Genomic DNA, 21,922 nt, shown 5'->3' on the forward strand with positions numbered 1-21,922 from the left:
GTGCAGCTTCTTTCCTTTGGGAGAAGTTTAAAAAAATGGGTGTTTCCGGTTCCCGGAAACACCCTGTTTGAAGGCCTGAATTGTGCGTTGGCACAACAGTGATTCTTAGATCGCCTTAACGACGTTGATCGATTGGCAGGTAATCGCGTTTAGTTGCGCCCGTATAGAGCTGACGCGGACGGCCAATACGCTGGGACGGGTCTTCCACCATTTCCTTCCACTGGGCGATCCAGCCAACGGTGCGCGCAAGCGCAAAGAGCACCGTGAACATGTTTGTCGGGAAGCCGAGCGCGCGAAGCGTAATTCCGGAATAGAAATCGATATTCGGATAGAGCTTCTTTTCGACGAAGTATTCGTCGTTCAACGCGATTTTTTCCAGTTCCATGGCTACATCGAGCAGCGGGTCGTCCTTGATGCCCAATTCGCCGAGAACTTCATGGGTTGTCTTCTGCATGATCCGTGCCCGTGGATCATAGTTCTTGTAGACACGGTGACCAAAGCCCATCAGTCGGAATGGATCATTTTTGTCTTTCGCGCGCGCCACGAATTCGGGAATACGGTCAACGGATCCGATTTCGGAAAGCATGTTGAGCGCGGCTTCATTCGCGCCACCGTGGGCAGGGCCCCAAAGGCAGGCAATACCTGCAGCAATACACGCAAACGGATTGGCACCTGAAGACCCGGCGAGGCGCACGGTTGAAGTCGATGCGTTCTGCTCATGATCCGCGTGAAGGATAAAGATCCGGTCCATTGCCCGGGCAAGAACCGGATTCACCTTGTATTCTTCACAAGGCACGGCGAAGCACATATGCAGGAAGTTTGCCGAATATCCGAGATCGTTACGCGGATAAACAAATGGTTGTCCCACGTGGTATTTGTGGGCCATTGCCGCAATTGTCGGCATCTTGGCGATCATGCGCAAAGAGGCCACCATGCGCTGGTGCGGATCGGTGATGTCTGTAGAGTCGTGATAAAACGCTGACAATGCACCGACGGTTCCAACCATGATTGCCATGGGGTGCGCGTCTCGGCGGAAACCTGAGAAAAAGCGGTTCATCTGTTCATGGATCATCGTGTGGTAGGTCACACGTTGAACGAAGTCATCCTTCTGTGCCTTGGTCGGCAGTTCGCCGTAGAGCAGAAGATAGCAGGACTCCAGAAAGTCGCCGTGGTCAGCGAGCTGCTCGATCGGATAGCCCCGGTAGAGCAACGTGCCTTCATCACCGTCGATATAGGTGATTTTTGACTCGCAAGATGCGGTTGAAGTGAAGCCCGGGTCGTAGGTGAACATGCCTGTGTCCTTGTACAAGGACGCGATGTTCACTACCGACGGCCCGATGGATCCGTCAAGGACGCCGAAATCGTGGCTATTGCCACCGACGTTGAGCTTGGCGTTGTTGTCGGCCATACAGAAAACCCCTTTGCGTTGTCCGGATGTGCAGCCCTAGTGATTGGCAAGCGAACCGACGGGATCGGTTCCTGCTGCCGAGCGGCACTGGAGAAATTTTCGCGTCCTGCGTAGCCCATTTACTGCACTGCCGCAAGTTGGCCGGCATAACCCTTTCGTCAAAGGCCAATTTGCCGGGATTGCTGGAGCCGCCGTTCAACCCGTTTAAGCGGCCCCAATCCGTATTAGTGCGTCAATTAGACCGCCTGATCCTGAATTCGAGCCAAGGATTCCTCTCGGCCCAGTGCGACCAGGACATCATAAATTCCCGGAGAAGTCCCACGACCTGTGAGGGCGGCACGCAGCGGCTGTGCAACTTTACCAAGCTTCAATTCCTTACGCTCTGCGTAGGCTTTGACAGAGGTCTCCAGTGACTCAGCGCTCCAGTCGCCGGCTTCCATCAAAACACCATGAAGGTCTTTCAAGATGGTCTTTGCTTCATCGCTGAGGATCTTTAACGCCTTTTCGTCAAGATCAAGAGGGCGCTGACGCCAGAGATAGGAGGCGCTCGACGTAAGTTCGACAAGCGTTTTGGCGCGTTCCTTTAGCCCAGGCAGAGCCGCGAGCGCCACGCTTTCGTTGTTGGATGACGCCAACCACTGCAAAACCGATGCGCCGTCTTCAGCATGCTGAAGATAGGTTTTCCAGTGTTCCAGCAACTCCTGGTCCGGCGTTGCGCGCATATAGTGCCCATTGAGGTTTTCAAGTTTCTTGAAGTCGAAACGGGCTGCAGACTGGCCAACGGCGTCCAAGCCAAACCATTTTATCATGTCGTCGAGCGACATGATTTCTTCGTCGCCGTGGCTCCATCCAAGACGTGCAAGGTAGTTGCGCATCGCCTGCGGGAGGTAACCCATCGCACGATAGGCTTCGGCTCCGGTTGCTCCATGGCGTTTAGATAGTTTTGCACCATCCGGTCCATGAATTAGCGGAATATGCGCCATAGCCGGGACTGCCCAATCGAGTGCTTGGAAAATCAGGGTCTGCCTGGCGGCATTGGTCAGATGATCGACACCGCGGATAATATGCGTGATGCCCATATCATGATCGTCGACGACGACGGCCAGCATATATGTTGGTGTGCCATCAGAACGCATAATGACAAAGTCGTCCAAATCCTTGTTGGGAATGACGACACGGCCCTGGACCTGATCTTCGACAACGGTCTCGCCTGACTGTGGTGCCTTGAGGCGAATGACAGGTGCGATGTCCTTAGGCGCTTCTGACGGATCACGATCACGCCAGGTGCCATCGTAGCGGGGTGGACGACCTTCAGCCCGCGCTTTTTCCCGCATGGCATCAACTTCTTCTGGAGAACAATAGCAGCGATAAGCTGTACCGTTCTCGATCATCTGCTCAACGACTTCACCGTGACGGCCAACCCGTGAAAACTGCGAAATAGGATCTCCATCCCAGTCGAGGCCCAACCATCCAAGTCCGTCAATCAAGGCATCAACGGCTTCATCCGTGGAACGGGCTCGGTCGGTATCCTCGATGCGTAGCAGCATCTTTCCGCCAAAATGCTTGGCAAACAGCCAGTTGAACAACGCCGTGCGAGCGCCGCCGATGTGTAGAAAGCCGGTTGGTGAAGGAGCAAAACGCGTGACGATGTCTTGTGCCATGGTGCTAATTAAAAGTCTCTGTCAAGATAATGGCGCAGGTCGCGCCTTTGAAGGTGGCGCGGTCTTAGCACAGGCGTTGGCAAGGCAAAATAGGCTCTTGCCCGTTTCTTAAAGTGATGAAGGGACCAGCAGGTGGTGCAGCAGCAAACACCGCCCGAGAATAAACAGAGCCGCGATTCAGCGGTTTCCTATTCCGTATCCCAAACCGATTTACTCGAAAATGAAAACCTCCGTTCCGGAGGCTGGCGGAAAAACAGGTCACAGTCTGCCTGGGCTGTTTTGGCGCAGCTCACGCCAAGAGCACCTGGCACCGTGCAGAACCGCATCTGGGAAGATCAGGGGCTGCTATGGTGCTGCTTCGCATTTTCGGCGGGAATTGCGGTCCACAGGGTACTGCCTTCTGAACCCAATTGGATCTTGCTTACCGCACTTACGATTTTTGCGGTGGGAGCTGCTTTCCGAGTTTCCCGGCGCGGGGCTTTGAGCAGATTTGTTCTGCTTCTGCTGGCTCTCCTTTGCGGGTTGGCAGTTGCCAGCGTCAGGACGGCCGCCGTCGAGGCACCAAAACTCGCTGAGATGATGAATGTCACGCTGACGGGGTTTGTTCTTGAGAGGCAAGTCAATGCGCGTGGGACCCGATTGCTGCTGCAAGTTGAAACCGTCGACGACCGGCCGCGATCGGACTTGGGATTTCCAAAAAAGGTCCGGGTGCGGGTGCCGGTGGACGACATTGCCAGACCAGGGCAACTCGTGGAATTGCGAGGGCGGCTCTTTCCTCCGGCAGGACCTGTGCTGCCTGGTGGCTATGACTTTTCTTATCGAGCTTACTTTTCCCAGATTGGCGCAACGGGGTTTGGCTATGGGCCCTCCAGGGTTCTGGAAGCTGACACAACGCCGCGGATGGTTCAAGCAAGGGCGCTGGTTCAGAATCTGCGCGAACGCATTGCGAACAAGGTCAGAACTGTTTTGGGACAGGGGCCGGAAACTGCCCTTGTCGTCGCTCTCCTTGTTGGGGATCGAAGCGGCATAACAGAAGCGCAAGAGGAAGCGCTTCGTGCCGCGGGATTGGCTCACATTCTGGCAATTTCCGGTCTGCATATGGCTCTTTTCGCAGGTGGTGCATTCGGAGCTGTTTTGTTGTTGCTTTCGCTGTTTCAGCCGCTTGCACTCAGATGGCCCATTCACAAGTGGGCGGCGGCTACAGCGCTTTGCGCTGCAGTTGGCTACTTGCTCATATCTGGTGCTGCCGTAGCCACTCAACGCTCGTTTGTGATGATTGGACTGGTCTTTCTTGGCGTTTTGGTCGGCCGGCGTGGTTTGACGCTTAGAAGCGTTGCCCTTGCCGGGTTTCTGCTTCTGCTTGTTTCACCAGAGCGTTTGTTCTTTCCCGGTTTCCAAATGTCCTTCTCCGCCGTGATTTGTCTGGTCGCCGTATATGAGCTTTGGCGCAGCCGAAACAAAGGCAGCTGGAAGAAAGAGACTCATACTGCACTGTTGCCTAGGGTCTTTGGCTCATTGGGAAAGTGGTCATTCGGTTTGCTTGTTACGGCTGTCGTCGCCGGTCTCGCAACGGGGATTGTCGGTGCGCATCATTTTGGCCGGATTGCCCCCTATGGTGTCGTCGGCAACATGCTCGGAATGCCTGTTTTTTCGTTGCTGGTGATGCCAATGGGTGTTCTGGCACTCATCTTGATGCCATTCGGACTGGCCGCGTTGCCCCTCGCCATAATGTCTCTTGGCATTTCCTGGTTGCTGGACATTTCAGAATTTACGGCAGCTTTGGGAGGTGATACCGGGACCATCGGTAACCTCTCTGCGTTGCCTACTTTGTTTTTGATGAGTGCGCTGTTTCTGGTTCTTCTGGTGCCCGGACGTTTGCGCTTGCTGTCGGTAGTGCCATGTGTCGTTGCAATGCTCTTAATTTTCCAGTCACGACCCCCTGATGTTCAAATCGCATCCTCCGGTTCGCGAGTTGCAGCTCGCGACGACGACGGTCAGCTAAACTTATCAAGTACCCGATCTTCTTTTGCGTCAGAGCTCTGGCTTCAGAAGGAAGGAGTATCCAATTCCACGATTAAATCGCGCAAGATGAAATCGTCTCAACGGAGCTGTGATCAGGCTGGATGTGTGATCAAAGCACATGCACCAGTTCTTATGTTCGTAAACGGTCAACGCGCCGAAACGTCTGTTTCAATAGCGTTCCCCAGACAAACGGAAGCTCTGTATCAGGATTGTCAATTCGCCGATTTGATCGTGACCGATCTAATCGTTCCAGATGATTGCCCTGCAGCGATTGTCATTGATGCAGAAACGAGAAGCAGGCGAGGGGCGGTGTCCATCTGGCTGTCAGTGCAGCCAAACGCGGGCGCCGATACTGTGCCAAGAGGACAGAAGCTTATCACTGAAACTGGTCGTCAAAAAAACGACGAGCTCGGCAAATTTGGCGCTCAAACCGTCACCACAGTCATCTCTAAAATACGTTTCGCTATACCAGAGACGCCGAGACCCTGGCACCATCCGGGAGAAATGACGCGCGCAATTCTGACATCAAAAAGCAAGTGAATCCGTTAGGAACGACCTGCTGATCTAGTACTGGCGAAACAAAGCAACAAGACGCCCTTGAACACGAACACGCCCCGGTCCGAAAATGCGTGTTTCATAGGCTGGATTTGCAGCTTCGAGCGCAATGGACGCACCTTTTTTGCGAAGCCGTTTCAGTGTTGCTTCCTCATCGTCCACCAGAGCAACGACTATGTCGCCACTGTCAGCTGAATCTGTCCGACGGATAAGGACCGTGTCCCCATCAAGAATGCCGGCTTCAATCATGGAGTCACCGCGCACTTCCAGCGCGTAGTGTTCTCCCTTGCCGAGGAGTTCCTGTGGGACGGTAATTGAATGACTGTGGGTCTGAATTGCCTCGATCGGAACACCAGCTGCGATCCGGCCCATTACCGGGATTTCTGCGCCGGCAGCATCGGGGACAGATGAGGATGGGGGAGACTTGGAAGCTACATCCTTGCCAAGTGAGCCCTCGATGACTTCGGGTGAGAAACTTCCACGTGGTCGTGGAGCCCCCAGGCCAGGAGCAATTGAGTCGGGAAGGCGGACGACTTCCATTGCACGTGCCCTGTTTGGCAAGCGACGAATAAAGCCGCGTTCCTCAAGGGCCGTAATGAGTCGATGGATACCAGACTTGGAACGCAGGTCCAGAGCGTCCTTCATTTCATCGAAGGACGGTGGGACGCCAGTTTCCTTCAGTCTTTCATGAATGAACATGAGCAGTTCGTACTGCTTGCGCGTCAACATAACGGTTACCCCTGACCAAGAATCGGGCTGGTACAAATCGAGAACACCCTAGCTGTTCCTATTGTGTTCTGCAAGGGTAAATGTTCTCTTACTGTTCTGTTGCCGTTGACCCTGGCCAAAAGAGAGCAGGAGCAGCTTGCATCTTGGGGATTGGACTCAGTCCGCGGAAATTAGCAGCAATTCACATGTTACGAGGGTCGGGCATTTACCGGGTTGCAAGGCACCTTGATGGAGATTTCCGTTGAGGTCGACGCCGCGTATCTGAACCTGTTGGCCGTCATGGAGTTGGCGCCCGCTTCCTGAGCGCAACAGGATTTCAGAGATGAGGCCTTTCATGGGTGGCGACGATCTGAATTCTGCACCTGCGAGACTGCCCAGACCAACAACCTTGAAGGTGTTGGCCTCAATCTTCGATGCGAGGCCGCAAATACTGTCGTGAAGATCCTCAAAAGGTGCCAAGGTCGTGATCAGAGCGTTGGTTGGTGGGGCGGGCGTGTCGGTGCTCTGAGATGGCTTTACCCGGAACAGCGTAAACTCTGTTTCAGGATCGTATTCGGCCTCGAACCCAGCTCCATTTAAGCCAAAGCCGTTCAGGTCCGAATTCCCCGCAAGCGATACGCTTTCCGGGAGGAGGTGTGCGAGATGAGCGTTTCCATTTTCCTGCCAGTAGGCGTGAATGTGCGCAAACCATTGGCCGTCCCTGCGACCAAGAACAGCAACGGCTTCGACAAGTGTTGCCCCTTCTGAAACTCGGGTGTCGCTATACCAGGCGGCGTGCCGATCATCGAACGCGCAATCAGGCATTACATAGTCAAATGCGTTTAGCGCCAAGCCGCTGAGGTCAAGCACGGCGGATTGATAGCCTGACGCGTCAATCCATTGGCCAAGCTCCTGCAGCAGACTTCCGCCATTGGTCAGGGTGAGTGCAACCGGTTCGGCATGGCATGGGAGCCATGGTCTGCGTTGAGAAGCCTTTGGTCCAGGGTGCTTGATATCATCAAGTGTCCGGGGCGCGTCGCGTCTCATGTCAAACCCTTTTCGCTCAAAAACTCGCGAACAAGTTTTTTTGTGATCTTGCCGTAGGCACTGGTCGGCATTGATTCAATGAACAAGTATCGATGAGGCATCTTGTATCGGGCGACCTTTCCGGCAAGAAAGTCGCTCAATTCGGCCGTGTCTGGTTCAGCTTTCGTTGATGCCACGCACACCGCCAGTCCGACTTCTCCCCATTGAGGATCAGGTACGCCAAGAATTGCAACCTCAGACAAGGAAGGGTGCGTCAACAGCACTTCTTCAACTTCCTTCGGGTAAACGTTTGACCCGCCAGAAATATACATGTCCGATGCGCGGCCGGTCAGATAGAGATACCGGTCTTTGTCCATATGGCCGATATCCCCAGTCCGAAACCACCCATGCCGAAACGAGCTGTGGTTGGCGGCATCGTCTTCTAGATAACCAGCGCAGACTGCTGCCCCGATGACGCAGACTTCGCCAGTTTCTCCGGGTGGCAACATGGCGCCAGTATCATCCTGTATCGAAACTTCAATTCCGGTCCGCTCGGTTCCACAGGTGCCAATTCGCGCCCCAGGTCCATCTTCTTGTACGTGATCTTGTGGGCGCAAGACGGTTATGTTGCCTGTTACTTCACCCAGGCCGTAGTACTGGACCAGAACGGAGCCAAGCTTCTCGAGTGCCAGCTTTTGATCTTCTCGGTACATCGGAGCACCGGCATAAATCACGTGGCGAAGGCTCGAGTGATTGTATCGATCGACGGCAGGGTCTTCGACCAGTCGCTTCACAATAGTGGGAACCGTGAACATGTTGCTGACCTTGTGCCTTTCGATCAGTTCGAAAGCGACAGCGGGGTTAAACCCCGTTCTTGGCATCAGGACATGTGTCGCCCCTGCAGAAAGCTGTGCAATTTGCTGGAGACCTGCGCCATGCGAGAGTGGCGCTATCACGAGTGATGCATCTTCTTCGCTTGTTCCCGGCATGAGGTCCGCCATGTAGTTGACAGCTACGAAGCCGATCTGGCCATGAGACAGGACCACTGCTTTCGGCCGGCCGGTGGATCCGGATGTGAAGAACAGCCAGCAGGGATCATCGTAGTCGACGGGCGCATTCGGAGTTTGACTGCCCATATGGTCAGCTAGCAAGGTTTCATAGGAAACGCCAAAAGCGCTTTCGCCGATGCTGACAATGCCGCGTAACTTCGGATTTGCAGCCTTGACGGTTTGTGCTTGTTCTTCAAACTCTGCATCACAGAGCATCAGCTTGGCTTTGGACTTTTCGCACGTGTAGGCCGTCTCTGCAGGGGCTTGTCGAAAGTTGCAGGGTACCCAGATCGCTCCGAGGCGAAAGGCTGCGAGCATGATTTCGGTCATCTGATTGGAGTTTTGTGCCTGAACGAGAAGGCTGTCTCCCTTGGTGATGCCGAATCTGCTGCTTAGTGCCGCCGCGAGCGCTGAAACGCGTTTGTCGAGTTCCTGCCAGGTCCAGGTTTTGTCTTCCCAGATGATTGCAGCGCGATTGGGCCACCGAGCCGCGTTTTTGCTCAAGAAGTGCGCCAGATTGGCGACGCGGTTCGAGCAACGCTCTATCATTGGCTAAGTTCCCTTTATCCTACCCGCAGCGTTCCGAAACCTAGGCTGAGCGTCATGAGTTTGACAAGCAAGCAATGAAACGTTCCCCACACGCAAAAATCCATGCGAGGATGCGAGCTGTGTTTCGCAAAAAGATACCTTGAGCAGGAAATGAACGAACAAGAGACCTTCGACTGGGACGATGCGTATGCCAATGCTGCGCATATTCAAGATGCAGCCACCTATCCGCCGCGCTGGGCAAAGGACGCCAACCAATTTCGGGATTCCTGGCCCATTCAAGATATCGATGTGCCTTATGGTGACAGTGAACGCCAGAGGCTTGATGTTTTCAGTCCCGATGGCCCCTCGCGCGGTTTGGTGGTTTTGGTTCATGGTGGCTATTGGCTGCGTTTCGACAAATCCAGCTGGTCGCATCTTGCTGAAGGTTGCCTGAACCAGAACTGGGCCGTTTGTCTGCCGTCATATGACCTGGCACCTTTGGTGAGGATCGAAGAGATCACCTTGCAGATTGGTGATGCCATCAAGACTGCCGGCGGCCGTTTGGATGGGCCCATACGTCTTGTCGGTCATTCGGCCGGCGGTCATCTGGTGACACGGATGCTTTGTCCAGACACTCCGCTTTCTGCAGATACCCTTGGAAGAATTGAGAAAGTGGTCTCTATCAGCGGACTTCATGACCTTCGCCCGCTGAGGAAGACCGCGATGAATGCATCTTTCGATTTGTCGGAAGGTGACGCAGAAAGAGAAAGTCCGGCTCTCGTAAGACCCTTAAGGGAATGTCCTGTCGTCGCGTGGGTTGGAGAAGACGAACGCCCTGAATTTGTACGTCAATCTAAGCTACTGGCTCAGGCCTGGCCAACAGCAACTTGCCATGTTGAACCGGGGCGGCACCATTTCGACGTGATTGAAGACCTGATTAATCCGGATAGCGGATTGGTATCAGCTCTTTTGAAGGACTGACTTGGGAAGCGGGGAATACCGAATGCGCAGAGAAAGCGACAGTCTTGGGGAAATCGATGTCCCGGAAGACAAATATTGGGGTGCACAGACACAGCGCTCCATAGAGTATTTTTCGATTGGAACCGACCTCATGCCAATCGAGTTGGTGCACGCCTATGGGTACTTAAAAAAGGCGGCTGCGCTGACCAACATGGATCTCGGACTTCTGCGCGAAGATCTGGCAGACCTCATCGTCCAAGCCGCGGACGAAGTGACAGAAGGAAAGCTGGATGTCCACTTTCCCTTGCATGTCTGGATGACTGGCAGTGGCACCCAGACAAACATGAACGTGAATGAAGTCATTTCCAATCGCGCCATTGCCATTGCAGGTGGAGTTTTGGGGACAAAGGACCCGGTTCACCCCAACGATCACGTCAACATGTCCCAGTCATCAAATGACTCCTTTCCGGCTGCGATGCACATTGCGGCCGCTTTACAAGTGAAACAACGATTGCTGCCGGGCGTGAAACACCTCTACGACAGCCTTAAGGCCAAGTCAGTGGCTTGGGATGAAATTATTAAAATTGGGCGTACGCACATGCAGGATGCAACGCCCTTGACGCTTGGTCAGGAGTTTTCAGGTTACGCAGAATTGTTAAAGCAGGATACCGAGCGCATAGAATTTGCACTCAAGGACGTCTATGGGCTTGCGCTGGGCGGAACTGCTGTCGGGACGGGGATCAATACCCATCCAGACTTCGCTGTCGGGTCAGCTTCCAAGATTGCCGAATTGACAGGACTCCCTTTCTACACCGCGCCGAACAAGTTTGCGGTTCAAGGCAGTCACGATGCATTGGTTATGCTGAGCGGTGCTCTTCGCACGCTGGCAGTGTCGCTGTTCAAAATTGCAAATGACATTCGACTGCTTTCTTGCGGTCCGCGCTGCGGTTTATACGAGTTGATCATTCCGGCCAATGAACCGGGCTCATCCATAATGCCCGGGAAAGTCAATCCGACACAGTGCGAGGCCCTGGCCATGATTTCGGCCCAAGTCATGGCAAATGACGTCGCCACCGGGATTGGTGGTGCAAGTGGCTATTTGGAAATGAATGTCTATAAGCCGCTGATGATCAGCGCCATATTGCAATCAATTCGGATCATGGGGGATGGTTGTTCCAACTTCTCAAGTTTCCTTGTTGAAGGCCTTGAGCCAAATGAAAAGCGTATTCGTGAATACCTTGATCAGTCCTTGATGCTGGTGACAGCGTTGAGCCCTGTCATCGGCTATGACAAGGCAAGCCACGCGGCTCACCATGCCTTTGAAAATGACATCACTTTGAAGGAAGCCTGTTTGGCGCTGGGCTTTGTGCTTGAGGAGGAATTCGACAGTGTTGTCGACCCGGCGAAGATGCTCGGCCCTTCGTTATAGGCGGTTTTTAGCAGATTTTCGTAATGAGTTTTAGCGGAAGGACAAGAGCTGACGGTCTGGTCCTGTTGCCAGACGTCACGCGGAGATAAATCTCTCGGCAGTCAATTTGTTCTGCATGAGCATGTCACGCATGCGTGCCCGCGAAAGCTCTGTCTGGCCAGACTTGATTGCTTCCGCAACTCCAACGTGGTCATGCACGGAAACATGTTCTTTGCGTTCAACCTTGCGACCTGCCGAATAGGAAAAAATCAAGACGGCATAGATCAGATTTTGCAGCTGAGCGAGCATCATGTTGCCGCTGGCCTGCAGGATGGTCGCGTGAAAGGCGTAGTCTGCACCGATGACGTTTGTTTCATCGTTCATTTGCGTCAGGCTTTGCGCAGCTGCCAGTATCCTTGCCCGTTGTTCTGGACTGGCATGCTCAGCTGCCAGGGCTGCCGCTTCAGGTTCGAAAATGAGTCGCAGTTCCGTTGCTTCTGCAAAGATGCGCGCGGTCAACGGGCTTTCAGGGTCGTGCCATCGGATTACATCGGGATCCAACAGGTTCCAGTCCTCGAATGGACAAACCCTTGACCCGTAGCGACGTGCCGTTCGAACCAAGCCTTTGCCACATAGAACCTTGATGGCTTCTCTCACGACGGTCCTTGAAACGCCAAGAGAATCGACCAGCTCATCTTCCTTGGGCAGGACAGCACCGGTTTTATAGTAACCACGCGCAATCCGCTTTCCCAGATGTTCCACCGTGTCCTTCACCGCACCAGTCGGCAGGGAAGCCAGAGCCTTGTCAGGTAAGGCGAAAGAATGATGGGTTGCTTTGTTCATTTTATCAACTCAGGTGGTCGCGGCGCCGGAACCGGAAGTAGAACATGCTTGGCAACCGACGTCTTCAAATTCTGTTTTACAGGGGATTTGCGAGAAAAACTAGAAATATCAAGGAGTGATATGGCTTCAAAAAATAAAATTCACCGATAACTTACGTATTGCTGTGTTGTTTGCGGTGCGGCATTGTAAAATAACCTGATTGTAGGACAGATTTTTCATTGATAATCGACAATTTTGGTCCATTTCGTCGATAATTGCATGTTGATTTGTGGTGGGTTGCAGCAAAAGCCCACTAAAGAAAAATGATTTTGGCTGCTCAATATCCAACAAGTTTTTTGGAACTGAAGGCACTCAAATTCATTGCCTCTCGAAGTGCGGCAATCACGTCAACTTAAACTCGGCGGATCAGCAGAAATCGCGATGTGAAGCTTTAAGAAAGTCAAAAGCCGAGAAGTTCACTTGAGGTATCCAAAAGAATTCTTGCAAATACTAATATTGATTCGAATTCATCGTACCAAAGTGTGGGCTGTTTTTATTTACAATTGATTTTTATAGAATATTTAGGAAAATTGCCCAGGGTGAAATTTCGGTGCTTGTGTCTGTTTACGATCGTTTCAGTGGCGTTTTCGGCCTGGCCGGACGGGATGCGATCGGGATCAAACATCATGTGACGGGAAAACGGGCTGGGTTTCTTACTCCTTTTGAAGAGGATAATCGACGTTAGGTGTTGGCTGACCTTTGTCGATTGAGCAGACACCAGTTCCGATAGTCGAGGTGGGCATTTTGAGTTTGAGCGGCAGTTCGACGTTGCCATACACTCCCAAGGAGATGGGCCGCGCAAGTCTGTCTCGCACTTTCATTTTTTATACGCTTGGATTGTTTGCTCTTCTGGGGGTGCTGTTCATCGGCATCTTGACAAAGATTACCTGGGATTCGTCGCACGCACGCGCGATCCGCGTCACGGAAGCCTTTTTTCAAGCAACGAAACGTCCCTTTGAGCGCGCAATCTGGACGGTCAATGCAGATGCGACCCTTCAGTTGATACGTGGCCTGGAGAGTCTTGAAGTCATCGAAAAAGTATGGGTTGAAACACCCGACACAGGAAATTTCGGTGAGCCGTTGACTGGCCCGCGCGCAGAAGAAGCTCTCAGCTACACCCTAAATTCACCCAGCACAATTCTGCACAAGGATGCAATCGGGCAGGTCTTTATCCTGATCGACCGAAACACGATTTCCTACGAAATTGCTTCGACTGTGGGTTTCATTGTTACAGCGATCGTTGTCTATATTTTGCTGCTGGCAATCGTGATCCGAACAGTTTTCAAACGGCTGATCGGTCAACCCTTGTCAGACATCGTCAACTATCTGTCGACACCGCGATTGATCGAAGACCCGCCAAAGGCAGAACTTATGCCGGGCCGGGCAGACGAGATTGGAATTCTCTCCGCAAGCCTCCAGTCGATGGTTCAACGGCGACACATGGATTTGCAAAAAATTCAAGAATATCAAACCAATCTCGAAGACTTGGTGGCCCATCGCACGGAGCAGCTGAAACTCGTTCAGGAAGAATTGATTCAGGCCGATAATCTGGCAGCACTCGGGGCGCTTGTCGCCGGGGTTTCGCATGAATTGAATACTCCGCTTGGCAACGCGCTTATGGCGGCCACGACAATCAAGGATTCAACCCGGCTCCTGACCACCGAACTTGACCAACAGAGCCTGAGCAAAGAGGCTCTTGAAAAAGAAATTGGTCGAATTTCCGATACGGCGGACATCATTGATAAGACGCTCGGGCGAGCGCGCGACCTGGTCGGCAACTTTCGACAGGTCGCCGTTGACAGGCAAAGTGAAAAGAAACGCGCCTTCAGTTTTGATCACATCATTCGCGAAACGCTTGCCACGCTTCAGCCGACTTTGAAGAAGACGCCGTTTGAGGTCCAACTTGACCTGAATGCAGATGGCGTGATCGACAGTTACCCTGGTGCCGTCAGCCAGCTGGTTTCCAATCTGGTCGAAAACGCCCTGAAGCATGGATACGAGGATCGTACAGAAGGGGTTGTCAGACTGTCTTCGCGTTTGGAAACCGTCCCGCCGATTTCCGGTGGTGAACCAAGCCAGATGAAGATTGTTTTCAAATGCAAAGACGATGGTGTCGGGATACCTGAAAAGAACCTGAAAAAGGTTTTCGAGCCATTCTTTACAACCAAGTTCGGCAAAGGTGGATCCGGGTTGGGAATGGCCATTTGCTATCAACTGGTGACGGAAGCCCTTAACGGGACGATCTCGGTCGTATCCAAGGTGGGGTCGGGAACCGAGTTTACGATCGAATTCCCGGTCGTCGCTCCTGCCGATACCAAGCAACCTGCCAGAAGCAAGGCGCAGTGAGATGGTGATGGATTTTCTTGCTCCTTCGAAACCTGAAGCCATCAAGAGTACCAAGGCTCCCTGGAAGATTCTCATCGTTGACGATGATCCCGATGTACACGAGGTGACGAAGATTGCCGTCGCAGGGTGCGTCTTCGAGGGGCGCTCATTTGAGTTGCTGCATGCTCTTTCGGCACAGGAGGCACAGGAAATACTCAAAACCAGCGATGATATCGCTGTTGCGCTTGTTGACGTCGTTATGGAAAGCGACACTGCCGGGCTTGGATTGGTCAGCTGGATTCGGTCTGAACTTGGAAATCACTTCACGCGTCTGATCCTTCGGACGGGCCAGCCCGGTTACGCGCCGCAAACCGATGTGATCATGAAATTCGATATCGATGGCTATGCAGAAAAGGCAGAGTTGTCTCGGACAAAATTGCTTACAGCAATCATCACGGCCTTGCGTGGCTACAAGCTGGTTATGTCGCTTGAAACCAATAGGCGCAAACTCAAACAGCTAAACGGTCATTTTGCTGAAATTGTTCAGAAAAACGCGCTGAGTGAATTTGCAACAGCTGTCTTGCACCAGTTGACCGACCTTCTGGACCATCCGGTCGATTTGCTGCTCTGCGGTCAAGATACTTTGCCGGACCAAAAAAACGCTGACAGATCCAACATACGGGTTCTCGCTGCGACAGGTGGACTTCAGGAAAAAACGGATCTTCCAATAGAAGTCCTCGGGGAAGATGCCGTCCGCGGAGCAGTCAATTCATGTATCGAGACACGAGAACCCGTCTCAGGACCGAATGGTCTTGCGATGCCCCTCATCACGCGCAACGGTATGACCGGTGCGCTCTACCTTGCCATGAGCGATGTTGAGCTTGAAGAGAGTGTCGGGACAGAGCTTATGCAGCTCTTTGTCTCCAACGTCGCACTCGGTTACGAGAAAACCGGGTTGCTGGAGCATATCCGGAATTTGGCCTTTGTCGACCGCGTCACCGGACTTTCAACGTTTTCCGGGTTCATTGAGACCTTTCAACGACATGCCTCCAATCAAATACCGCTTCTCGTGGTTCATTGTGACATCCAGCGTTTTCGGGTGGTTGTGGATGGCATCGGCGATGAAAGGGCAGGTGGGGTTTTGAAACGGACCGGCCATCGGCTGTCACAGATTTTCCCCGATGCCCTGACGATCGCGCGCAAGGAGAAGGACGAGTTCCTTGTCCTTCTTAAAGGTGGTGAGGCCAATGACATCCAGAGCATTGTGACGCGGGTGGAGGATGCGTTTCAGGAACCCATCACTCTGGACGACAACCAGATCAATCTGCGCATGCGTCTTGGGTTTGCCTCAAGCGAAGACAGTGCTCACGGTGCCGAAGAATTGGTGCGCTTTGCCTCGATTGCACTCAACGATGTCCGCCAGAAAGGCATGACCAATCATTCCGTTTTTCATCCGTTGATGCAGGAAGCTGCCTTTGAGCGTTTGCGACTGGCATCCATGCTGACAGGCAGTGCCAATCAGACAGAATTCCATCTTCATTATCAGCCAATCATGCGCGCCGGGGATGACAGCATCGCGTCATTCGAAGCGTTGATGCGCTTCAAGACACCGGCAGGCAATTTCCTGAACACCGCTCGGATGATTGAAGCAGCTGAGGCCAGTGGTTCGATCACTGAAATCGGTGCCTGGATGTTCAAGTCGGCATTTTCCGAATTCCGGAAACTGTCCGTGGCCGGAGATGATATTCGCCTGAACGTCAATTTGTCGCCCAAGCAGGTTCAAACAAACCGAATTTACAAGGACATTGAGGACGCTGCCTCGGCTGCGGATTTGCAGTTGCATCGATTGGTCTTCGAAGTTACCGAAGGCCTCTTTTTAAGCAACGACCAGGTTACCCTGTCACTTTTGACGTGGCTGCGAAACAAGGGAGCCAAGGTCGTTATTGATGATTTCGGAACAGGGTATTCCTCGTTCAGCTATTTGCGCAAACTGCCCGTCGACGGCATCAAGATAGACCGAAGTTTTATCTCCAATATGGATCAGGATGCTGACGCTCTGGCAGTGGTGAAGTCAATCATTGCTGTCGCAAAGGCAATGAACTTGGAAGTGACTGCAGAAGGCGTCGAAACGACCGGGCAGCGCAAAATCATGCAGGAACTCGACTGTGACTACCTGCAAGGCTTTCTTTATTCAAAGCCTCAAAGCAGTGACGATTTATTGAAGTTCATTCGGCAATCTTCTGTCTCTGGCGGCACATTTCAATAGTGAGGCTCGATTTCAGGGTTGCTCGCAGCTTGTATTTCCGCTCCGAGATTTTTGTTTTGAAGCAGTTGATGCCGTGCCAATGCGTCAACCACAGCCGTAACGGTATGGGCATGTGAGCGACTGTTGTTCAAGATTTTCGACATAAGCGATTGAAAGTCAGGGTGAAACACGCTCTGATACCAACAATGCAAGAGCTTGCTTCGTTGTCGCTTCGCGCAACGTTCCATAAGCACTCATCGCAGTAACAACGCATAACTTGAGGAGAAATCATATGGATATGAGCGGTTCTCATAGGATCCCAGCCTCCCGTTTGGTTGTTTGGTCTGCGTTGAATGACGCTGATGTTTTGCGTTTGTGCATACCTGGTTGTGAAGTTCTTGAGCGGGTTTCGGCTGATGAGCTGACGGCGTCAGTTACGTCGAAGATTGGTCCTGTCAAGGCGAAGTTCAAAGGTTCTGTGACGTTTGAGAATGTTGTTTCGCCTGAGAGTTACACGATTGTTGGCGAGGGCAAGGGAGGAGTTGCCGGGTTTGCCAAGGGGTCTGCGGACATTCGTCTGGTTGAAGATGGCGATGCGACGGTTTTGAGTTACGAGGCGAAGGCTCAGGTTGGCGGCAAGTTGGCTCAGCTTGGCAGCCGTTTGATTGATTCCACGGCGCGCAAGATGGCGGAGGAGTTTTTCTCCCGGTTTACCGAGCAGGTTGGGGGCTCAGCGGCGGCGGTGTCCGAGGTGTCTTCGGATACGGGTCTTGCGGCTGATCTTGATGAAGGTGTTGCCGAGGAGGCGAAGCGGATCGCGCTTGAAGAGGCGCCGGGCGAGGTTCTTCATGCGATTGGCGAGGCGGAGCACAAGGTTGAGGAGGGTCTTCACAAGGCAGAGGAGAATTTGGAGGATGCTGCGGGTCGGAATGCGTTTGGCGGACCGATGGTGTGGGGTCTTTTGCTGCTTGGGGCGCTGATTGTTGTTCTTGCGCTTGCCAGTTGACCCTTTGGCGACAGATTTGGAATGATCCGGTTCTGGTGGCGTTTGCTGTCAGGACCCACAGAACACGGTGTTAAACCGGCTATTTGGGCTTTGGCTCGAGAGGTTCCATGAGGGAGAGAGATTTATGTCGAAAGTATCTTTGGTATTGAACGGGAAGACCGTTTCGTCCGAGGTCGAGGACCGGACGTTGCTTGTGTCTTTGATCCGGGATGTTCGGGGGCTGACGGGAACGCATGTTGGCTGTGACACGTCGCAATGCGGGGCGTGTGTTGTGCATGTTGACGGCAAGGCGGTGAAGTCCTGCACGATGCTTGCGGCCCAGGCGGATGGCAGTGAGGTGGTGACGCTTGAGGGGATTGGCAGTGCGGATGCGCTTCATCCTGTGCAGGCAGCGTTCCGGGAGCATCACGGTCTTCAGTGCGGATTTTGCACACCTGGGATGATCATGAGTGCGGTTGACATGATCAACCGTCACGGTGCGGGCAATCTTGATGAGGCAACGATCCGGCACGAGCTGGAAGGCAACATCTGCCGTTGCACCGGTTATCAGAACATCGTCAAGGCGATCAAGGCGGCGTCCGACCAGATGGCGGGCATGGCGCAGGCGGCCGAGTGAGGGCCCGGTTTTAAGGACATGACGGATTTAAGGGTCTGATGCGCGTGTGTTGTTCGCGCAAGGGCCTGATGAGGGTCAGGTGGGACGCAGTTGATCTGCCGGAGGGAGCCGGCAGCAGCGGTTCGAAGCCGACCTTTGAGACGAAACGGGCCGGGCAGACCGGTCGGAGGAGACCATCCGGAGTTTTTTTGATCCGGAGCAGTATTTGGGAGAGAGACGATGGCAGTTGAAGGGATTGGCGCCCGGGCTCTGCGCAAGGAGGACAAGCGCTTCATCACGGGCCGTGGCCGTTATACGGATGACATGGCGATGCCGGGCATGGGCTATGCGGCCTTTGTGCGCTCGCCGCATGCCCATGCGAAGGTCACGGGGATCGATGCCAGTGCGGCTCTTTCGATGCCGGGTGTTGATGCGGTTCTGACGGGCGATCAGCTTGTGGGCGACGGTGTTGGCAATCTGATCTGCGGGTGGATGATCCATTCCAAGGACGGCACGCCGATGAAGATGGGCGGCTGGCGGGCGCTTGAGCCTGAGATTGTGCGCCATGTCGGTCAGGCTGTTGCGGTCGTGATTGCGGACACGCAGGCCGAGGCGCGGGATGCTGCCGATGCCGTGGTTGTCGATTATGAGGAGCTTCCTGCGGTTGTCGATCCGCTTGCAGCCCTTGAGGCGGGCGCGCCGCAGATCCATCCGGAAGCGGAAGGCAATCTGATCTACGACTGGGAGATCGGGGATGCGGGAGCGACCGACGAGGCGTTTGGCCGTGCTGCGCATGTGACGCGGATGGAGATCCACAACAACCGCCTTGTTCCGAACGCGATGGAGCCGCGGGCCGCGCTTGCCGGCTATGATGCTGCCGAGGAGCATTATACGCTCTATACGACGTCCCAGAATCCGCATGTTGCGCGTCTGGTCCTGTCGGCGTTCTATAACATTGCGCCGGAACACAAGCTGCGGGTGATTGCACCGGATGTGGGCGGCGGCTTCGGCTCGAAGATCTATATCTATCCGGAAGAGATGGTGTGCCTTTGGGCGTCGAAGCGCGTCGGCCGGCCTGTGAAATGGGTATCGGACCGCACGGAAGCGTTCCTGACGGATGCCCATGGCCGCGATCACCGCTCGGAAGCCGAGCTTGCGCTGGATGCGGACAACAAGATCATCGGGCTTCGGGTGAAGACGGTTGCCAATCTGGGCGCCTACATGTCGCTGTTCTCGTCGTCGGTCCCGACCTATCTCTATGCAACGCTGTTGTCGGGGCAATACGACATCCCTGCGATCCATGCGAATGTGAAAACGGTCTATACCAACACGACGCCGGTGGATGCCTATCGCGGTGCCGGACGTCCTGAGGCGACCTATCTGCTTGAGCGGATCATGGAGACTGCGGCGCGCGAGGTTGGCTTGTCGCCGGCAGAGTTCCGCCGCAAGAACTTCATTCGCTCGTTCCCGCATCAGACGCCGGTGATCATGTGCTACGACGCGGGCGATTATGATGCGACGCTGGATGCGGCGCTGAAGGCGGCCGATTATGACGGGTTTGCCGCGCGCAAGGCGGAAGCGGCCGCGCGGGGCAAGCTGCGCGGGATCGGCCTGTCCTGTTACATCGAAGCCTGCGGGATTGCGCCGTCAGCGGCGGTCGGGTCTCTTGGTGCCGGTGTCGGTCTTTGGGAATCTGCCGAGGTTCGTGTGAACCCGGTGGGGACGGTCGAGGTTCTGACCGGTTCTCACAGTCATGGCCAGGGCCATGAGACGACCTTCGCGCAGCTGATCAGCGAGCGGTTCGGTCTGGACAGCGATGCGGTTGCGATCGTGCACGGGGATACGGACAAGGTCCAGTTCGGCATGGGCACCTACGGGTCCCGCTCGGGCGCGGTCGGCATGTCGGCTGTTGTGAAGGCGCTGGACAAGGTCGAGGCGAAGGCGAAGAAGATCGCGGCCCACCTGATGGAGGCCTCGGAAGGGGACATCCAGATCGAGGGCGGCGAGCTGAAAGTGGCCGGGACGGACAAGAAGCTGAGCTTCACGGAGGTGGCGCTTGCGGCCTATACGGCGCACAACCTGCCAGAGGGCATGGAGCCGGGGCTGAAGGAGGGGGCGTTCTACGACCCGACCAACTTCACCTTCCCGGCCGGGACCTATGTGTGCGAGGTCGAGGTGGATCCGGAGACGGGCCAGACGGAGGTTGTGAGCTTTGTGGCTGCGGACGACTTCGGCAACATCATCAATCCGATGATCGTGGAAGGTCAGGTGCATGGCGGCATCACGCAAGGCATTGGCCAGGCGCTGCTTGAGAATGCGGCCTATGACGAGAGCGGTCAGCTTCTGACGGCCTCCTACATGGACTACACGATGCCGCGTGCGGATGATGTTCCGTCCTATCAGCTGTCGACCCATGTGACGGCGTGCCCCGGCAATCCGCTCGGCATGAAGGGCTGCGGGGAGGCCGGAGCGATCGGGTCTCCGCCTGCGGTGATCAATGCGATCACGGATGCGATTGGCAGCAATGCCCTGTCGATGCCGGCCTCTCCGGAGAAGGTGTGGACGCTGTGCCAGGCTGGCCTGAGGCAGGCAGCCGAATAGGATTTGAGACGATGCGCGGGCGGTGTGGCCGCCCGCATTGGACCTGATGTCATTGGACACTTGAGATTTGGGGGAGACCCAACATGTATGAGACAACCTATCACCGTGCCGGTTCCGTGTCGGAGGCTGCCGAGAAGATGGCGGCGGCAGAGGACGGCAAGATCCTGGGTGGCGGTCAGACGCTTTTGCCGACGATGAAGCAGCGTCTTGCGGCGCCGTCGGACCTTGTTGACGTGACGAAGATTGCGGAGATGCAGGGCATTTGCGAAGGCGAGGGCACCATCGTGATCGGGGCGGCAACGACCCATGCGGAGGTGGCTGCATCGGATCTTGTGCGGCAGAAGCTGCCCGGTCTTGCGGCCCTTGCCGGAGGCATCGGCGATCCGGCGGTCCGTCACATGGGAACGCTTGGCGGTTCGATTGCCAACAACGACCCGGCGGCGGACTATCCGGCGGCCTTGCTCGGGCTTGGTGCGGCGGTGACGACCAGCAAGCGGACCATTGCGGCTGGGGAGTTCTTCACCGGCATGTTCGATACGGCGCTGGATGAGGATGAGGTGGTCGTGTCGGTGGCCTTCCCGCTGGCGGCAAAGTCGGCTTATGCCAAATACCCGAACCCTGCCTCGCGCTATGCCATGGCGGGCGTGTTTGTGGCCAAGGGCGCAGACGGATCGGTAAAGGTGGCGGTGACGGGCGCCGGGCAGAACGGCGTCTTCCGGATGAGCGACATGGAAGCGGCCCTGGCCGGCAACTGGTCATCGGACGCAGTTGCCGGAATTGCACCCGAACCAGGAGATATGCTCTCAGACCTCCACGGATCCGCAAACTACCGAGCAAACCTCGTGACCGTCATGGCCAAAAAAGCCGTAAATAAAGCACAGTGAACGAATAGTTTTATGACTACTTTACGGGGCCCGGCTTTAATACAGTCGGGCCTAGTTAC

Annotated in this window: 15 protein-coding genes; 9 read left to right on the plus strand and 6 right to left on the minus strand. The window is 54.6% G+C overall.

Annotated elements, in window-relative coordinates:
• Positions 1 to 115: 115 nt before the first annotated feature.
• A complete protein-coding gene (gene gltA, locus FIV00_RS15660; RefSeq protein WP_152501616.1) occupies positions 116 to 1,408 on the minus strand; it encodes a citrate synthase in 1,293 nt (430 codons plus the stop codon).
• A 236-nt stretch (positions 1,409 to 1,644) separates the two neighbouring features.
• A complete protein-coding gene (gene gltX, locus FIV00_RS15665) occupies positions 1,645 to 3,069 on the minus strand; it encodes a glutamate--tRNA ligase (RefSeq protein ID WP_152501617.1) in 1,425 nt (474 codons plus the stop codon).
• Between the two features lie 444 nt (positions 3,070 to 3,513).
• Here gltX and FIV00_RS15670 point away from each other — a divergent pair, with 444 nt between their 5' ends.
• Entirely contained in the window at positions 3,514 to 5,631 is a 2,118-nt protein-coding gene (locus FIV00_RS15670; RefSeq protein ID WP_247649421.1) for a ComEC/Rec2 family competence protein, read from the plus strand.
• Between the two features lie 24 nt (positions 5,632 to 5,655).
• Here the strand turns inward: FIV00_RS15670 and lexA are convergent, their stop codons facing one another.
• From lexA to FIV00_RS15685, 3 genes are all read right to left on the minus strand, one after another.
• The gene (gene lexA, locus FIV00_RS15675; RefSeq protein ID WP_152501619.1) at positions 5,656 to 6,375 is read right to left on the minus strand and encodes a transcriptional repressor LexA; all 720 of its coding nucleotides are present in this window, start codon (positions 6,373 to 6,375) and stop codon (positions 5,656 to 5,658) included.
• A 156-nt stretch (positions 6,376 to 6,531) separates the two neighbouring features.
• On the minus strand, positions 6,532 to 7,401 hold the full coding sequence (locus FIV00_RS15680; RefSeq protein WP_209006562.1) for a hypothetical protein: 870 nt from the start codon (positions 7,399 to 7,401) through the stop codon (positions 6,532 to 6,534).
• Positions 7,398 to 8,978: an acyl-CoA synthetase gene (locus FIV00_RS15685; protein WP_152501620.1), complete on the minus strand. Its 1,581-nt coding sequence runs from the start codon at positions 8,976 to 8,978 to the stop codon at positions 7,398 to 7,400. Before FIV00_RS15685 ends, FIV00_RS15680 begins: the two co-directional genes overlap by 4 nt.
• A gap of 150 nt (positions 8,979 to 9,128) precedes the next feature.
• On the opposite strand from FIV00_RS15685, the gene FIV00_RS15690 reads away from it, so the two are divergent.
• Complete coding sequence (locus FIV00_RS15690; protein WP_152501621.1) at positions 9,129 to 9,938, plus strand: alpha/beta hydrolase; 810 nt, start codon at positions 9,129 to 9,131, stop codon at positions 9,936 to 9,938.
• A gap of 22 nt (positions 9,939 to 9,960) precedes the next feature.
• Positions 9,961 to 11,346 carry a class II fumarate hydratase gene (fumC, locus tag FIV00_RS15695; protein ID WP_152501622.1) on the plus strand — a complete coding sequence of 462 codons (1,386 nt, stop codon included), beginning with the start codon at positions 9,961 to 9,963 and terminating at the stop codon, positions 11,344 to 11,346.
• A 75-nt stretch (positions 11,347 to 11,421) separates the two neighbouring features.
• Here fumC and FIV00_RS15700 read toward each other — a convergent pair whose 3' ends face one another.
• A complete protein-coding gene (locus FIV00_RS15700; protein WP_152501623.1) occupies positions 11,422 to 12,168 on the minus strand; it encodes a FadR/GntR family transcriptional regulator in 747 nt (248 codons plus the stop codon).
• A 738-nt stretch (positions 12,169 to 12,906) separates the two neighbouring features.
• Between FIV00_RS15700 and FIV00_RS15705 the strand changes: the two genes are divergently transcribed.
• The 6 genes from FIV00_RS15705 (at position 12,907) to FIV00_RS15730 (ending at position 21,863) form a co-directional block, all read left to right on the plus strand.
• Positions 12,907 to 14,553, plus strand: coding sequence for a sensor histidine kinase (locus tag FIV00_RS15705; protein WP_209006563.1), 1,647 nt, complete (start codon positions 12,907 to 12,909; stop codon positions 14,551 to 14,553).
• 7 nt (positions 14,554 to 14,560) lie between these two features.
• Positions 14,561 to 16,798: an EAL domain-containing protein gene (locus FIV00_RS15710; protein WP_209006564.1), complete on the plus strand. Its 2,238-nt coding sequence runs from the start codon at positions 14,561 to 14,563 to the stop codon at positions 16,796 to 16,798.
• A gap of 277 nt (positions 16,799 to 17,075) precedes the next feature.
• Positions 17,076 to 17,783 (plus strand): carbon monoxide dehydrogenase subunit G, encoded by a 708-nt coding sequence (locus tag FIV00_RS15715; protein ID WP_371419534.1) that lies wholly within the window; start codon positions 17,076 to 17,078, stop codon positions 17,781 to 17,783.
• 124 nt (positions 17,784 to 17,907) lie between these two features.
• Positions 17,908 to 18,399 carry a (2Fe-2S)-binding protein gene (locus FIV00_RS15720; RefSeq protein WP_152501626.1) on the plus strand — a complete coding sequence of 164 codons (492 nt, stop codon included), beginning with the start codon at positions 17,908 to 17,910 and terminating at the stop codon, positions 18,397 to 18,399.
• 219 nt (positions 18,400 to 18,618) lie between these two features.
• Entirely contained in the window at positions 18,619 to 20,979 is a 2,361-nt protein-coding gene (locus tag FIV00_RS15725) for a xanthine dehydrogenase family protein molybdopterin-binding subunit (protein WP_152501627.1), read from the plus strand.
• Between the two features lie 83 nt (positions 20,980 to 21,062).
• Positions 21,063 to 21,863 (plus strand): xanthine dehydrogenase family protein subunit M, encoded by an 801-nt coding sequence (locus tag FIV00_RS15730; RefSeq protein WP_152501628.1) that lies wholly within the window; start codon positions 21,063 to 21,065, stop codon positions 21,861 to 21,863.
• Positions 21,864 to 21,922 lie beyond the last annotated feature (59 nt).

Source organism: Labrenzia sp. THAF82 (assembly GCF_009363435.1).
Taxonomy (GTDB): domain Bacteria; phylum Pseudomonadota; class Alphaproteobacteria; order Rhizobiales; family Stappiaceae; genus Roseibium; species Roseibium porphyridii.

Bases quoted from the DNA above. Each gene is read 5' to 3' on its own strand.
- FIV00_RS15690 (WP_152501621.1), top strand. From the start codon at position 9,129: ATGAACGAACAAGAGACCTTCGACTGGGACGATGCGTATGCCAATGCT.
- lexA (WP_152501619.1), bottom strand. From the start codon at position 6,375: ATGTTGACGCGCAAGCAGTACGAACTGCTCATGTTCATTCATGAAAGA.
- FIV00_RS15710 (WP_209006564.1), top strand. From the start codon at position 14,561: ATGGATTTTCTTGCTCCTTCGAAACCTGAAGCCATCAAGAGTACCAAG.
- FIV00_RS15725 (WP_152501627.1), top strand. From the start codon at position 18,619: ATGGCAGTTGAAGGGATTGGCGCCCGGGCTCTGCGCAAGGAGGACAAG.
- FIV00_RS15730 (WP_152501628.1), top strand. From the start codon at position 21,063: ATGTATGAGACAACCTATCACCGTGCCGGTTCCGTGTCGGAGGCTGCC.
- FIV00_RS15685 (WP_152501620.1), bottom strand. From the start codon at position 8,978: ATGATAGAGCGTTGCTCGAACCGCGTCGCCAATCTGGCGCACTTCTTG.
- FIV00_RS15720 (WP_152501626.1), top strand. From the start codon at position 17,908: ATGTCGAAAGTATCTTTGGTATTGAACGGGAAGACCGTTTCGTCCGAG.
- FIV00_RS15715 (WP_371419534.1), top strand. From the start codon at position 17,076: ATGAGCGGTTCTCATAGGATCCCAGCCTCCCGTTTGGTTGTTTGGTCT.
- gltX (WP_152501617.1), bottom strand. From the start codon at position 3,069: ATGGCACAAGACATCGTCACGCGTTTTGCTCCTTCACCAACCGGCTTT.
- FIV00_RS15700 (WP_152501623.1), bottom strand. From the start codon at position 12,168: ATGAACAAAGCAACCCATCATTCTTTCGCCTTACCTGACAAGGCTCTG.
- FIV00_RS15680 (WP_209006562.1), bottom strand. From the start codon at position 7,401: ATGAGACGCGACGCGCCCCGGACACTTGATGATATCAAGCACCCTGGA.
- fumC (WP_152501622.1), top strand. From the start codon at position 9,961: ATGCGCAGAGAAAGCGACAGTCTTGGGGAAATCGATGTCCCGGAAGAC.
- gltA (WP_152501616.1), bottom strand. From the start codon at position 1,408: ATGGCCGACAACAACGCCAAGCTCAACGTCGGTGGCAATAGCCACGAT.